This window comes from Streptomyces sp. CRCS-T-1, assembly GCF_024442335.1.
GTDB lineage: Bacteria > Actinomycetota > Actinomycetes > Streptomycetales > Streptomycetaceae > Streptomyces > Streptomyces koelreuteriae.
In genome coordinates this window covers 7,444,073-7,458,041 of record NZ_CP101651.1, presented here as the reverse complement: position 1 = coordinate 7,458,041, position 13,969 = coordinate 7,444,073, and the positions used below count along the sequence as shown (strand labels likewise).

At 68.8% G+C, this 13,969-nt stretch carries 12 protein-coding genes and 1 pseudogene; 6 read left to right on the top strand and 7 right to left on the bottom strand.

Translation table 11 applies throughout. The features are described 5' to 3' along the window. Positions 1–13: 13 nt before the first annotated feature. The gene (locus tag NNW99_RS33870) at positions 14–775 is read right to left on the bottom strand and encodes an SDR family NAD(P)-dependent oxidoreductase (protein WP_251057997.1); all 762 of its coding nucleotides are present in this window, start codon (positions 773–775) and stop codon (positions 14–16) included. A 214-nt stretch (positions 776–989) separates the two neighbouring features. Here NNW99_RS33870 and NNW99_RS33865 point away from each other — a divergent pair, with 214 nt between their 5' ends. Genes NNW99_RS33865 through NNW99_RS33855 form a run of 3 tightly spaced genes read left to right on the top strand, consistent with a single transcriptional unit; the run spans position 990 to position 4,218 of the window. After that, positions 990–2,342, top strand: a complete 1,353-nt coding sequence (locus tag NNW99_RS33865; RefSeq protein ID WP_215122957.1) for an ABC transporter substrate-binding protein — start codon at positions 990–992, stop codon at positions 2,340–2,342. Continuing rightward, positions 2,339–3,286 carry a carbohydrate ABC transporter permease gene (locus tag NNW99_RS33860; protein ID WP_215122955.1) on the top strand — a complete coding sequence of 316 codons (948 nt, stop codon included), beginning with the start codon at positions 2,339–2,341 and terminating at the stop codon, positions 3,284–3,286. The genes NNW99_RS33865 and NNW99_RS33860 overlap by 4 nt, the downstream gene beginning before the upstream one ends. Beyond that, a complete protein-coding gene (locus tag NNW99_RS33855) occupies positions 3,283–4,218 on the top strand; it encodes a carbohydrate ABC transporter permease (RefSeq protein ID WP_215122954.1) in 936 nt (311 codons plus the stop codon). The genes NNW99_RS33860 and NNW99_RS33855 overlap by 4 nt, the downstream gene beginning before the upstream one ends. A 57-nt stretch (positions 4,219–4,275) precedes the next feature. Here NNW99_RS33855 and NNW99_RS33850 read toward each other — a convergent pair whose 3' ends face one another. Beyond that, positions 4,276–6,354: a glycoside hydrolase family 2 protein gene (locus NNW99_RS33850; RefSeq protein WP_215122953.1), complete on the bottom strand. Its 2,079-nt coding sequence runs from the start codon at positions 6,352–6,354 to the stop codon at positions 4,276–4,278. A 272-nt stretch (positions 6,355–6,626) separates the two neighbouring features. Between NNW99_RS33850 and NNW99_RS33845 the strand changes: the two genes are divergently transcribed. Then, entirely contained in the window at positions 6,627–7,916 is a 1,290-nt protein-coding gene (locus NNW99_RS33845) for a cellulase-like family protein (protein ID WP_215122952.1), read from the top strand. 153 nt (positions 7,917–8,069) lie between these two features. Here the strand turns inward: NNW99_RS33845 and NNW99_RS33840 are convergent, their stop codons facing one another. After that, positions 8,070–9,029 (bottom strand): redoxin family protein, encoded by a 960-nt coding sequence (locus tag NNW99_RS33840; protein ID WP_215122951.1) that lies wholly within the window; start codon positions 9,027–9,029, stop codon positions 8,070–8,072. Between the two features lie 122 nt (positions 9,030–9,151). Between NNW99_RS33840 and NNW99_RS33835 the strand changes: the two are divergent. Beyond that, positions 9,152–9,308: pseudogene (locus NNW99_RS33835) on the top strand (GNAT family N-acetyltransferase); the annotation flags it as partial. A 1,035-nt stretch (positions 9,309–10,343) separates the two neighbouring features. On the opposite strand, the gene NNW99_RS33830 reads toward NNW99_RS33835, so the two are convergent. From NNW99_RS33830 to NNW99_RS33815, 4 genes are all read right to left on the bottom strand, one after another. Further along, the gene (locus tag NNW99_RS33830) at positions 10,344–10,784 is read right to left on the bottom strand and encodes a hypothetical protein (RefSeq protein WP_215122950.1); all 441 of its coding nucleotides are present in this window, start codon (positions 10,782–10,784) and stop codon (positions 10,344–10,346) included. A 281-nt stretch (positions 10,785–11,065) separates the two neighbouring features. Beyond that, complete coding sequence (locus tag NNW99_RS33825; RefSeq protein ID WP_215122949.1) at positions 11,066–11,281, bottom strand: hypothetical protein; 216 nt, start codon at positions 11,279–11,281, stop codon at positions 11,066–11,068. 234 nt (positions 11,282–11,515) lie between these two features. Beyond that, positions 11,516–12,160 (bottom strand): hypothetical protein, encoded by a 645-nt coding sequence (locus NNW99_RS33820; protein ID WP_251057996.1) that lies wholly within the window; start codon positions 12,158–12,160, stop codon positions 11,516–11,518. A gap of 428 nt (positions 12,161–12,588) precedes the next feature. Then, complete coding sequence (locus NNW99_RS33815; protein WP_251057995.1) at positions 12,589–13,035, bottom strand: hypothetical protein; 447 nt, start codon at positions 13,033–13,035, stop codon at positions 12,589–12,591. 634 nt (positions 13,036–13,669) lie between these two features. Between NNW99_RS33815 and NNW99_RS33810 the strand changes: the two genes are divergently transcribed. Next, positions 13,670–13,951: a hypothetical protein gene (locus tag NNW99_RS33810; protein ID WP_215122947.1), complete on the top strand. Its 282-nt coding sequence runs from the start codon at positions 13,670–13,672 to the stop codon at positions 13,949–13,951. Positions 13,952–13,969: the final 18 nt, after the last annotated feature.

Genomic DNA, 13,969 nt, shown 5'->3' with positions numbered 1-13,969 from the left:
CTGTGCGCGCCGTTCACGAGGACTCCTTCATGACACTCCATCCTCCATCGACCACGAGGCTCGCGCCGGTCACGTACGACGCGTCCTGTGATGCCAGGAAGGCGACGGCGGAGGCCACTTCCTCGGGCATGCCGAAGCGCTTGGCGGCCGTGGCCGCCACGCTGAGCGCCCGGTCGGCTTCCGGTATCCCGTCCCAGGCGGCGGTGAGGATGGGGCCGGGCAGCACGGTGTTGACCCGGATGTCCGGCCCGTACTCGACGGCCAGCTGCCGCCCCAGCGAGCACAGCGCGCCCTTCGCCGCGGCGTAGGCGGCGTGGCCGGGCAGGCCGATGACCGCGTGCACGGAGGAAGTGAGGATGACGGAGCCCGACGCTTCACGCAGCGGGACCGCGAAGGTCTTCATCGCCCGCCAGGCCGGCTTGAGCAGCACGGCCATCTGACCGTCCCACTCCGCCTCGCTCAGTTCGTGGGCGGGCTTGTTCAGTTGAGCGAAGGCGTTGCTGTGCAGCACGTCCAGCCGGCCGTGACGCTCGTCGACGTGGCGGGCCAGGTTCTCCCAGTCGGCGGCCGAGGTCACGTCACAGCGGACGTACTCCGCGCTCCCGCCGTCGTCCGCGATGGCTCCCGCGACCGCCTTGCCCGCCACGTCGTCCACGTCCGTGACCACGATCGCCGCGCCTTCAGCCGCGAGCCTGCGCGCCGTGGCCGCTCCGATCCCGTGCGCCGCGCCGGTGATCACCGCCACCCGCCCCGCCATCCTGCGGCATCCCGTCATCGTGCGCTCTCCCCTTCGACTGCCCGGCCCCATGAGTCGGTGCCCTGGACCCAGGATAGCTCTTTCAATTAATAATGCATATATCTTGACGGGGCTGCTCGGCGCTCCAAGACTGACCGGCACGCACCACACAGCACGGCCGGCCGCACCGACCTGTGGTCGGAGGCCGTCGCGGCAGGTCCAGGCGCGCAAGCCGTAGAGCAAAGGGACACACATGGACACCTCAGCACCATCGCGGAGAGCCGTTCTCCGGTGGGGGGCCGGAACGGCCGCGGCGCTGGCAGCCGCCCCGGCTCTGACCGCCTGCGGCGAGGCCGTCGGGGCCGCCCGCACGACCAGGCAGGCACCCACGCGCCGCGGCCAGAAGGTCAAGCTCGTCTTCTGGACGTGGGTACCGATGCAGAAGACCGTCGACTTGTGGAACCGGACGCACCCCGACATCCAGGTCGAGATGCAGACCATCCCCGCGAACGTTCAGGGCGGCTACCAGAAGATGCACTCCTCGCTGACGGCCGGGAACCCTCCGGACCTGGCGCAGGTCGAGTACCACGAGCTTCCCGGCTTCATGCTGGTCAACGGCCTGACGAACCTGAGTGACTACGGTGCTGACGAACTGCGCGACAGCTATGTGCCGTGGCAGTGGCAGCAGGGCGTCTTCGACGGCAAGGTCTACACCGTCCCTCAGGCGTCCGGCCCGATGGGTCTCTTCTACCGGCGGGACCTCTTCGCGAAGTGGGGCATCGAAACACCCACGACCTGGGCCGAGTTCGAGCAGGCCGCCCGCGTGGTCAAGGCCCGCGGCAACGGCGCCCGGCTGTGCGCGTTCGCACCCAACCAGCCCACCTGGTTCGCCGCGATGTGCTGGCAGCGCGGCGCCCGGTGGGTGCGCACCGAGGGCGACACCTGGATCGCCGACATGGACAACGACCTCTCCCGCGAGGTCGCGGACTACTGGGAGCGAATGGTCCGCGACGACCTCGTCTTCGTCGAACCCGACATGTCCAGCGCCTGGTACAAGCATGTCCAGACCGGAAAGATCGCCGCCTGGGTCGGACCTCAGTGGGGCGACGCCCTGCTGCGCGGCAATGCGCCGGGCACCGCGGGGAAGTGGCGGGTCGCCCTGCTGCCCCAGTGGAAGGCGGGGCAGAATGCCTCCGCCAACTGGGGCGGTTCGTCCACCGCGATCCTGCAGGGAACCCGCCACCCGCGTGAGGCGCTGCGGTTCGCGCACTGGATCAACACCGACCGCAAGGCCGTCGACCTGAACATCTCCGTCGGCTACGGCTGGCCCGCCGCCACGGGCATCTTCCGCGGATCGGCACTCGACAAGCCCGACCCGTTCTTCGGCGGACAGCGCTACAACGACGTGTTCACCGTGTCCGATCGGACCATCGACACCTCCTGGAAGTGGTCTCCCACCACGGACGCCGACTTCGCCCAACTCCAGGATGCCTTCGGCGCTTCGATCGCCGGAGACGGCAGCCTCGCCGGGTCGCTGGCCATCGCCCAGAAACGGACCGTGGACAACCTGCTGGCCAAGGGTCTGAAGGCGAGGAGCGCGCGATGAGCACAACGACCAGCCGGAGGACGACGTCCGCACCGGGCGGCAGCCGGCGCTCCGCCCGCCCCGACCGGGCGGCATGGGGCTTCCTGCTCCCCTTCGTCGCCCTCTTCCTGTTCACCTTCGTCCTCCCGCTCGGCTACGCCGTCTACCAGAGCCTGCTCACACCGGTCCGCTCCGGTCCGCTGGGCCTCGGCCCGGCCACTCTCGGCTTCGCCGGACTGGACAACTACGCCCTCGCGCTGCAGCAGTCGGCCTTCCTGGAGAGCTTCGCGCGGGTGCTGCTCTTCGGGCTCGTGCAGATCCCCGTGATGCTGCTGCTGTCCACGGCGCTGGCCCTGGCGCTCGACACGCTCTCCCACCGCTGGGCGGGCATCCTGCGCGCCGCCTACTTCCTGCCCTACGGCGTGCCCGGCGTCATCGCGTCGATCCTGTGGGGCTTCCTCTACGTGCCCGGAGTGAGCCCCATCGTCGACCTGCTCGGCAAGGTCGGTCTCGCGCCCGACTTCCTCGGATACGACAACGTGCTCTGGTCGATCGCCAACATCGTGATCTGGGAGTTCGCCGGCTACAACATGCTGGTGATCGTCGCCCAGCTCAAGGCGATCCCCCAGGAGCTCTACGAGGCCGCCCGCATCGACGGGGCGAGTACCTGGCAGACGGCTGTCCGGATCAAGCTGCCCCTGGCCCGGCCGGCCCTGGTGCTCACCGGCGTGTTCTCCATCATCGGAACGCTGCAACTGTTCGCCGAACCGCTGGTCATCAAGCCACTGACCTCGACGGTCACCAACTCGTACACACCGAACCTGAGCGCCTACAACGAGGCGTTCGCCAACAACAACATCTACCTCGCCGCGGCCGAGTCGGTGATCCTCGCCCTGGTGGCGAGCGTGCTGTCCTTCGGCTTCCTCAGCCTGGTGAACCGCAAGGAAAGAAGGGATGCCCGGTGAGCGTGTCCACACCTCCCGCCGAGAAGCCCGTGCCGGCCGCGTCCGCCCACACCTCACAGACCGCCGGAACGCGCCGTGACGGCAGGCCGCGTCGCGGAGTGAAGCCCTCTCGGATCCTGCTCGTCGCGCTCCTGACCATCGCAGCCCTGTACTTCCTGCTGCCCGTCTACTGGCTGGTGGTGGCCTCCACCAAGAGCAGCGCCGGCCTCTTCGGCACCTTCGGACTGTGGTTCTCCGACCCGCAGTGGCTGGACAACCTGTCGAAGGTCTTCTCCTACAGCGACGGCATCTTCTGGAGCTGGACCTTCAACAGCGTCCTGTACGCGGGAGTGGGCGGCGCACTGGCCACCCTGCTGGCGGGGGCAGCCGGATACGCCCTCGCCGTCTACCGCTTCCGCGGGCGGGAGGCCGTCTTCAAGGCCGTGCTCGCCGGTGTGCTGCTCCCCAGCACCACGCTCGCCCTGCCGATGTACCTGCTGTTCAGCAAGGCGGGCCTGGCCAATACGTACTGGGCCGTGCTGATCCCCAGCATGGTCAGCCCGTTCGGCGTGTATCTGTGCCGGATCTACGCGGAGGCCGCGGTACCGGCGGAGATGCTGGAGGCGGCACGGGTGGACGGCGCCGGCGAGTGGCGGATCTTCGGCACCCTCGTCCTGCGCACGATGACGCCCGCGCTGGTGACCGTTTTCCTGTTCCAGTTCGTCGGTATCTGGAACAACTACTTCCTGCCGCTGGTGATGCTCTCCGACGACCGGAAGTACCCCATCACGCTGGGCCTGACCACCTGGCAGACGGCGGCCGACCGCACTCCCGAGCTCTACCAGCTCACGGTGGGCGGCGCGTTCCTCTCGATCCTTCCACTGGCCGCAGCGATGCTCGTCCTGCAGCGCTACTGGCGTTCGGGTCTGACCCAGGGCAGCGTCAAGGGCTGACGCACGGTGGCGCGTGCCCGGCGTTTCATCGCCGGGCCCGCGCCACTGTCTTGCCTTCTACGGCCTGGGGTTGACCGCCTTCCGGAACGTCTCGTGGACGAGCTTGGGCCGCTCCTCGCCGAAGGTGAGCAGGCCCATGACGGAGATGCCGTTGTGGTCCTGGTTGTACCCGGCCCGCTGCTTGTAGTCCTTCAGGACCCAGTAAGTGAAGCCGGCGACGAACTCGCTGCGCTCGGCCACTTGATTCCAGTGGGCGGTGAAGCTCGCCGCCTGCCACTCCTCAGTGCCCTGGGTGGTGCTCGGGCCGTGATTGCCGGCATCCGACCAGGTGCCGTTCTCGGTGATCAGGATCGGCTTGCCGGGGTACTTCGCGTGCACCGCGTCCAGCGTCGGGCCGAGGTCGGCGTCCTTGCCGTAGAAGTAGCCGAAATACTCGTTGAACCCGATCACGTCGGCCAGGTCGAAGGCGGGGTCGTTGCTGGTGTTGGAGGCCCACGTCACCGGCCGGGCGGTGAGATCGACCGCCTTCACGGCCGCCTTCATGTCGGCGAGCCAGGCACGGTAGACGGGGGCGCCGTCGGCGTCGATCTCCGACTCGTTCTGCAGACACCACAGGATCACCGACGGGTGGTTGTGCTGGTTCCACGCCATCGTCAGGGCCAGTGCCCGGGCGAGTCCGTAGCGTTCGGTCTGCAGCTTCTCCTGGGCCGTGTTGAGCCACATGGTGTCGACGTCGTCCATCACGAGCACTCCGTGCTCGTCCGCCCAGTCGTAGACGTACGGGTGGCGGTTGTAGACGCAGTTGCGGACGAAGTTGGCGCCCACTTCCGTGATGTGGCCCAGCTCCTTGTCGTACGCGGCGCGCGTCATGGCCCGCCCGTGGGCGCCGGTCTCCTCGTGCCAGTTGAGACCCTTGAGGAACAGAGGCCTGCCGTTCAGCCGCAGTTGCCCGTCCGCCACCGACAGGTCACGCACGCCGTAGCGTGTGGACAGGGTGTCCACACGCGGCCCCCCGGGCTTCCTGGCGGTCAGGGTGGCGCGCGCCGTGAGCGTGTGCGGCGAGGCCGGACTCCACCGTGGCGCGCGGGGCACGGGGACCGAGACGCGCACGACGCCGGCCGACCGGGCCGGTATGCGGGCCGTGACCACGGTCGGCCGCGCACCACTCCCCCGGCCGGCATCCAGCGTCAGAGAACCGTCGAAGTCGGCGGGACCGTGATTCTCGATCACCGCCCGCGCCTCGAGTCTCCCGTTCGCACCGGTCACGAGCAGCTTGGCGATGGTGACCCGTGGGACCGCCTCGATCCAGGCGGACCTGGTCAGGCCGGCGTAGGGCCAGTAGTCGACCGGCTTGTACGGGATCTCGTGGTCGTCGGTGACCGGCTGCCCGGGCGAGGCCGTGTAGTCGGTGTAGGTCGCCCTGCGGAACACCCGCACCGCGATCGTCTGCCGGGTTCCCGGCTTGAGCGCCTTGCCCACCGGAAGCGCGAACGGGGAATTGGCGCCCTCGTGCTTGCCGAGGTGGGTGCCGTCGAGCCAGACCTCGGCGCTGTAGCCGGCGGCCAGGAAGGCCATGCGCACATGGCGGGCCCGCCAGGAGCCGGGAACGTCGACGGTGGTGCGGTACCAGGCGTAGCCGTCGGCGAACGCGGTGCCCTTGCCGAATCTGCCGGTCTCCGAGGCGAATCCGGGCGTGTCGAGCAGGTCCCAGGCCGACGGGACGTCGATGCGGCCCCACGCCCGGTCGTCGAAGCGCGGGGACTGCCAGCCCTCGTCGAGGCCCTTGTTGCCGGGGTCGAAGCGGAAGCGCCAGCGCTTGTCCAGGGACAGGTACTCGCGGGTGGGCTCATGCGTGCGCCAGCCGTCGAACGCGGGGAGCACCGCGCCGTACTGGAAGACCACGTTGGTGCCGGCGACCTCGCGCACGTGCGTGCCGGACGGTTCGGTGGCCGGATGGGTGTCGAGCACCGGGCCGTCCTGCGCTGCCGAGGCCGCACGGTCCGCGGCCCGCGCCGTGTCCGGCCAGGCGGGCAGGGCGACGCAGCCGACGGCGCCGAGTGCGGCGACGACACTGCGCCGGGACGGGTGGGCGGCCTTCCGGGGGCGCCCCTGTGGCGGGTGGATGGGATCGGTCATGACGGAGAACTCCCTCGGTCACCGTCCGCGCGGCGGACTGGGTTCGCACGGCGGCTGAGCGGCACGCACGTGTCCATTGCCCCAAGAGCCTGATCAGCTCCACGAACACCGTCAAGGGAATATTCATAAATAATGAATTCATGTAGCGTGATGCCGTGCAGCCGCCGGAGCGCGGCCGCACGGCACAGCAGCGCCGTGACCAAGACAGCCGGGCTCGCACCGGCACCGGCCCCGCCACCATTCCTCACCGCACGCGAACGACGGGTGACCTCATGACCGCACACCGACAGGCCACTACGGGCGAGAGCGGCGACCGGCTCGCCATCACCCTCTGGGACTTCAGCTGGTACACGCAGGCAGGCCCCGGCGAGCCGTTCGCCGACCTGGACCGCGCCTTCGCCGAGACGGTGGAGCGCGGCTTCAACACCGTCCGGATCTGCGCCATGCCCTTTCTGCTCTTCTCCGGACGTGTCCCGAACCCGGAATCCATCCAGGTCCGCGGCCTGGGCAAAGAGTTCGGACAACGCACCCGCTGGTACAACGTCAGCGGCGGCTACCCGCTGGACGGCCTGAGGCGGCTGGTCGACCTGTTCGAGGCGGCCGCCCGGCACGACTGCCGGGTGATCGTGTCCTCGTGGGAGTACCAGCAGTCCCCGAGCTTCGCCGACACCGACGCCTGGCACCGCGCCCTGGCCGCGATCCCCGGCCCGGACCGAGCCGAGGTGATGGCCGAAGCACTGGCCGGACTGCTGGACTTCCTCACCGAGCGCGGCCTGGCCGACCAGGTCGCCTACGTCGAGGTGCACAACGAGGTCGACAACTGCTCCCTCGTACCGGGCGACGGCACCACCTCCCACTACGCCCGGCTCCGCGACCCGCTCAGCCGGGCCGTGGACCTGCTGCGGGCACGCCATCCCGCCATCCCCGTCACGTACTCACTGGGAGAGCCCTGGCCCGACGAGATCGACGACCTGCCGGAGCAGGCGCAGAACGCGCACTTCCACTTCTACGTCTACGGCGTGCTCGGCGCGCTCTACGAGGCTGTCGGGCTCGGGCACGGCACGGAGGCGGCGCCCGAAACAGCCGCCTGGCCCACTCCCGAACTGGCCGGCATGCTGCGCCCCGACGCGCCCGCCTTCGCCGACTACCACCCCGACGAGCCCTGGCGGCTGCAGGCCACCGGGATTCCGCGCGAACTGTTCTACGTACACGACTGGGTCGACCCCGACCGCTGGGACCTGTGGCTCTACGAGAACTACCAGTCGCACCGGCAGGCCATGCGGGAGACCCTGGCCCTGTGGGTCGACTCCGTCGCCGCTTTCGCCCGGCGCCGCGGCGTCCCCGCATTCCTCGGCGAAGGCGTCGTGGGATACACCCCTCTTCTGACGCGCTTCGAGGAGGACGCCGTCGGCAAGGACCTGGCGGAGTTCGTCGTCGACCGCTGCCTCGCGGCAGGCTTCCACGGCGTCGTCCTCACCTCCAACGCGGCCCCCCATCACCCCATGTGGCTCACCGACAGCGACTGGATGCGACGGGTCAACGCCCGCGTCACCGCCGGCTGAACCCGACGAGCCGGCTGGCGGGGCCGCGGTACTGCGACACGTGGCCACCGAGTTGGTCGCCCTGGGCCATCCCAGGAAACCGGGCTACACCCTGCGGGTCAGCGCCCTTGCCCCGACCGAACCATGATCATCGCCAACAGCTCTACCGATGCATCAAGGCCGGTGGGCGTTGTCGCTGAGCCAAGCCAGGACGTGGTCGGCGTGCTTGTCCGGCGGAAAGATCGGGTAGAAAACATGCTCGATCACGTTGTCCTTGATGATCAGCGTGAGCCGCTTGTACAGCGTCAACCCGCTTGTGGTGAATGTGGGAAGGTCCAGTGCCCGGGCCAAGCTCCATGCGGGGTCGGACAGCATCTGGAATGGGAGGCGGAGCCGCTCGGTGACCTCACGTTGGTAGTCGCTGTCCTGGCTGGAGAGGCCGTACACCTGGGTCGCGCCGGCCGCGAGCAGGTCCTGATGGTGGTCGCGGAAGCCGCACGCCTCGGCGGTGCAGCCACGGGCGCCGGGGATGGAGTCCCAGCCCTCGGGCAGATCGGTACCGGGGCGGCCCGTCAGCGGGTAGATGTAGAGCACCGTGCGACCTGCACCCAGCGCCTCAAGGCTGATTGTGGCGCCGTCGGTGGCATGGAGTTCCAGCTGCGGCATTCTCGCCCCGCGCAGGTGGGCAGCAGCGCCGTCGTCCTCGGGAACGGGCAGGTCGGCAGGCAGGCTCGTGTAGTCGGTCATCGGTTCCTCTCCGTTGGCCGGTGAGAATCGGCTGTTGCGGTGAGCGGCCTCGTGCAGCTGCGCCACCAGCACCGCCCGGCGGGCGGTGAGGCCCTCGATCCGCTGCGTGAGCTCATCAATGGCGTCCCGGTACCCGGCCAGCGCGGCCGGACAGTCGTCCGCGTGCCGGTGCCCCAGAGCCAGGCATTCCAGAAACGGCCGTGTCGCCTCGACAGGGATGCCGAGGCGGCACAGCGCCCGGATCTCCTGCGTGAGCCGTACGTCGTACTCGTCGTAGTCCCTATAGCCGTTGGCCAACCGCACCGGCGTGAGCAGCCCCAGCGATTCGTAGTAGCGCACCGCCTTGGTCGTCACACCCGCTCGCGCGGCCAGCTCACCGATCCGCATGCCTCTCACCTCGAAGAACGCTAAACCTTGCCCTTGAGGGTAAGGTCAAGCGCTTTGTGGGGATGCCTCCACGACCCGCAGGCGAAGGTTGGATTTCGGTGTGGACGGAGAGATGGGACGCGGGGGCGGCCTTCGCCGTGGTTGGCAAAGGAGGCGCCGTACTCGGAGAACGTCGCCGTTGGTGCCGTCGATCGGCGCCATTCCACCGGCTGGGTTTCGTACTGGACCACGTCCACGGCCCGCGGGCGGGGTGTCGCCTCGCAGGCATGCAGGGCTCTGGACTGGTTGTCGCTGCCGGGCTGCGCTCATCGGACCGGCGACACTGGCGGCGCGCGGCGGGCGGACCTGCTCCCCCGTACAGGCCGGACCGCGCCCTTCCCGGTTGACCGGCCGGTGACCAACGCCTCGGGGTTCGCAGGGTGCCCTGAGGCCGTAGGTCGGCCCGTATGTGGCCGCTCAGCCTCGCCCGCGTGGTGTCAGGCCGGGTGGGGTTCGGAGAGGCGGCCAGCCACGCGTGGAGCTCATACGAGTCGGGCGCGGCATGGGCAGCGGGTTGGGCCTTCCAGTCCTGTGACAACGTGGCGTGAGGGACACGGGATGAGGGCCGACGGTCGTGCGTCGGCCCTCCGAGGTCGCGTGTTACTCCGTGGGGATCGGGTTCTGGTATTCCAGGGTCCAGGTCTCCTGGAACTCGGGCTTGGGATAGGCGAGTTGGATCTGGGCGCCGCGGTGCCCGGTGCGCAGAGCGAGCCCCTTGTCCGAGAGGATCTTGATTCCGCCGATGACCCTTTCAAGGTGAACTTCGCCCAGTCGGCGCGCGGCACGGTGTTGACGAAGAGCTTGTCCTCGGCGACGGGGGCACCGTGCTCGACGGCTGTTCGGTGGCCGACAACAGGCTGGTGGGGCCGATGATGTGGGCGCGGATTTGGTAGATGCCAGGCTTGATCGGGGTCGGAGCCATGGGGGGGACTCCCTTTCTCACCGAGCGCGCCGGGCGCCACGATTTACGCAAACACGCCATGGCCATGCAGCTGCACGACTATGACCCAAGTCACGCCCTGTCACGTGAAACTGACAGGCCCTTCCCCGTGTCGCCGCCCCTCATCGACCCGTCGTGCCACCAGGGCAGGATGACGCCTCAGACCACGGGCAGGCCGTCATGTCACCCGGCAGCACCGCCCACGAGGCGGGGGCGCGAACGCCCGGCGAGGGTGCACGCCTGAAACCGAGAACCGCCCGCACGGGTCAGTTCGACTCGAACGAGGGCCGCTCGATCGCCTCATGATCAAAGTCTGGACGCGGGCGTTGCAGCCATCAGGAGAGAGCCGCCAGGTCTGGCCACCACTTGGGGTGCTCCGACACGACAGCTCGGAGGGTTGGACTGCGCTCCAGCAGGTACCGGCAGTACGAAGCCCAGTCCTCCTCGGACTCGTTCTGCGGGATGCGCCTGGTCACTTGGATGCCACTGTCCAGTACATCTGCCAGCGAGTCGGCAATGATCAGGACCCGCTCGCGGTCCGGTTCCTGGGTAGGCAGGGGATGACCTTCGTAGAAGTACGCCCGCATGCCGGGGTACTCCAGCATCTTGAAGTGGACTTCACGCAAGCCCGCGAACGTGTGATCGAGGGACTGAGTCCCGGCGAGGTTGTTGCTTGCCGCCACCTGCTTCGAAACCGCACGTGTCTGTACGGCGAGGAACACCAACGACACGATCAGGCCCAACAGACCACCGATAGCGGTCACCGACGTAATCATGCTCTTCTCCCCCCGAGGGTGTGGGTGTGGAGCATGCCCCCCTCTGACAGCCGCCAGTACATGACCACCCGCGCTCCGGGCACGACGCGGTTCATCGGCCGGTGAGCGCTGCAGCAGCATCCTGAGAGCGTACGAAGGTCCGGCCTACGCAATCCCGCCAGGCCGCAGCCCGCGGCTCTGCGCCCGAGGCAGCCGGCTCCGAGGTCGCGCAGACCTCGGAACCGACCACGCCGAAAGGGTGCGCCGCCCAGACGGTGGCGCGGCTGCCCCCGAGGGCCGGATCAGCCCGCCTCGCGCCACCACGCGGGAGACACGCTGAGGCTCCAGACCACACCCGCCTGCCCCTGGGAATGTTCGTCCGCGCGGACGAAGATTCTCACGCCGGACTCGGGCACCCGGTAGCGGTGAATGTCCTCAGCCGTGCCGTCCTCATCCGGTTCGGGTTCGACCGAGCAGCCGAGCCCGGCAATAGCGGCGGCCAGATCGTCGAAGCGCATCGAGGGAGCGAATTCGCCGTACGCGCCGCGCAGGGCCGCCGGTACGGACGACTCGGTGTACTCGCCGCTTGCGGCTTGCTCTTCCTCGAATGGCTGCGACCGCCCTCATCGCGGGTAGGGCACTGAGCGCTCCGGCGGTACCTGATCCGGCGCCCCGGCCGCGCCGGGCGGCTCGGGCGAGGTCACGTCGTGTTGATGTCGCTCGTGTCGGCCTCGCTGCCGAGGGCCGCGTGGTCATCGGTCGGAACAGCTGGCGGTCCCCAGTGCACGGCCCGCGAGCCAGGCAGCGATCCGCTTCTGCAACTCCCTGTCGGCGAGCGGATAGTCCCAATGTGCGTACCATTCCAGGTCCTGCAGGATGTTCTCGGAGCGGGCCGGGTGAGCCACCACCCTCACGTCGACCCCGATCTCGCCCGTCGAGCAGCTCATGTACACGCTGCTGTCGAGCGCCATCATGCCGAAACCCGGGTGGCCCGCACGTATGCCGAGGAACGCCGATGCCGCACCCCGACCCATGATGTCCCAGCGGTCAAGGAGCCGGACCCGGGTCCAGACCCGCGATGGGGCACGGCGGCCGTAGTGCGGGTTCTCCTTCGGCAGGACGGCCTGGTGCGTGCAGGTGCCGTGAGGAAGCAGGACGAGGAACTCGCGCCGGTGGTCGAAAAGGCCCGAGGAGACCGCCAGGTCATGCCAGTCCTCGTTGAGACGCTCGACGAGCCGTGGGGTTTCGTACCGGTGGGAGAAGCCGCCGACGATGTCCTCGGGACGATATCCGGAGACGAACGGCATCGTGCCGTCCGGCACGGCGTCCGGGATCACCTCCAGGCCGGCCCGCCACAGCGGCCGGTACATCTTGCGTTCGCGCTCCTGGATACCCACGTGTCAGTGTTCTACCAGGTGCGGCGCGCCAAGTATCCCTGGCCCGGCGCGTCTCCCGTTCCCGACCTCCCGGATCAGACCGGTGCTCGGATCAGATGCATGATCGGCCGGACAGGTCCTAGGTGGCTCATCGAAGCCCTGCCGGGGCTGTTCGGCCCCGGTGCGGGGGACCTTCGGGCCCGTGGACCTTCCGTTCACCGGTGAACCCGCCCGTGCGCACGAGTAGCACGCCGTCGAGGACCTGGAAGCCGGGCTTCATGCGCCGGCCGGGGAGAACCCGGCCGACGGGTGCGCCGACGCACTGTCGATGGCCGCCCCGCGCGCACCCTGCTGATCGACGCCTCGGCCGATGCCGCTCTCCTCGTGGTCGGCGCCGAGCGTACCCACGACCTCGGGCCGCGAACGGCCGCGTCACGCTGACCTGCAGCTCACCCGTACGCCCTGTCCGCTCCGGTTGCCTTGCTCAGCTGGGCGGCGAGACGGACGGCGGTCTTCTGTCCAGCTCGCTGTCTGATCAGCCCCTCTTTGGCAGCTGCACGAAGCCAGACTTCCGAGCTGGCCTCATTGGCCTTGAGCACTCGCGCGGTCACCACAACGGGATTCAGACCGCCGACACCGCCTCTGGCGACAACGCGGATCGTCTCGTCCTCGCCAGAGCCAACTGACAGGGTCTCGACTGCGCGGCCCGCCCCGTTGAGCACACCGGAGACGCGCTCCACCGCGTCGTCGAACGGCAAGGGAACAAGCAGGTCGATCTCATGGACGTCTTTCCTCATCAGCTTGGCCACCACCCGGACCAAGAGACCACTACCCCCGCCCACCGCGCCAAGAGCAGCGAGCTCATCAGCCAAGATCCTGTCTTCGCTCTGATCCACGGACCCCACCCTCACCCATCGATCGCCCCATCCGGCCGCCACCTTTCCGCCCGGCAGACCATGTTGACGTACGCAGACCGATGAGGCGCACCCCCGCTTTCCCTCACGCGGTTCAGGCAGACGACTCAACTTGTCGATCGCCTGAGATGTCTTGCCCCAAAGACGTAGGGGCACCCCCTCGCCTCACCCGACGGCATCGAGGACCTGGACGGATGGACAATCCATCGGCTACGGCACAGGGCCCTCACTCACGACGCTGAGGACGGAACCTTCACCCCGATGCTGCTGGCCCCCTCCAGCGCCTCCGTCCGCTCCGTGGCACTCAACCGAACGCCGCTTACGGCCAAGGTCCCGAGGACGACGCCGGTGCCCCCCAGCCGCAGGTCAGCGCGAAAGGGAGCAGCGGCGCGCAGACGCATCAGTCGGCAGTGCCCTCGTATCGGCCAGCCCTCATGGTCTGCTCGACGAATGTGCGGGCACGGGCCAACCTGCGTTTCGAGGACAAGAAGGGGCGACGTTCCTCACTGCTCTACGGGCTGTCAGGCGACGGTAACCCTGTCATCTCCCGGATTCCGCTGCCGGAGGCGATGAAGGCGGTCGCCTTCCGGGTATTTGCCGCTGGCGGCCGGGAGACGTGGACGGCGACCCCGGCACACCGCTGCGAGAAGTTCCCCGCTTCCACGACGAGATCAACGGCACCGGGTCCGATGTCGTGCACTACCGGGGAGAGCCGGGTCCGGGTGTGCTGCGGTACGAGGGACCGAGCATGATCCAGTTGGAGGCTCTGGATGACCGGCTCGCCTACCGGGTGACGTTGGTCGAGGGCAGCGCCGGGGAGCGCACGTTCCAATGGCCGGCCGCGGCTGCTGCCCCGTGCGCTCGGCCGAGCATGGGGTCTGCCCGCCGCGTGACGTGAGACGCGGGGAGATTGCTG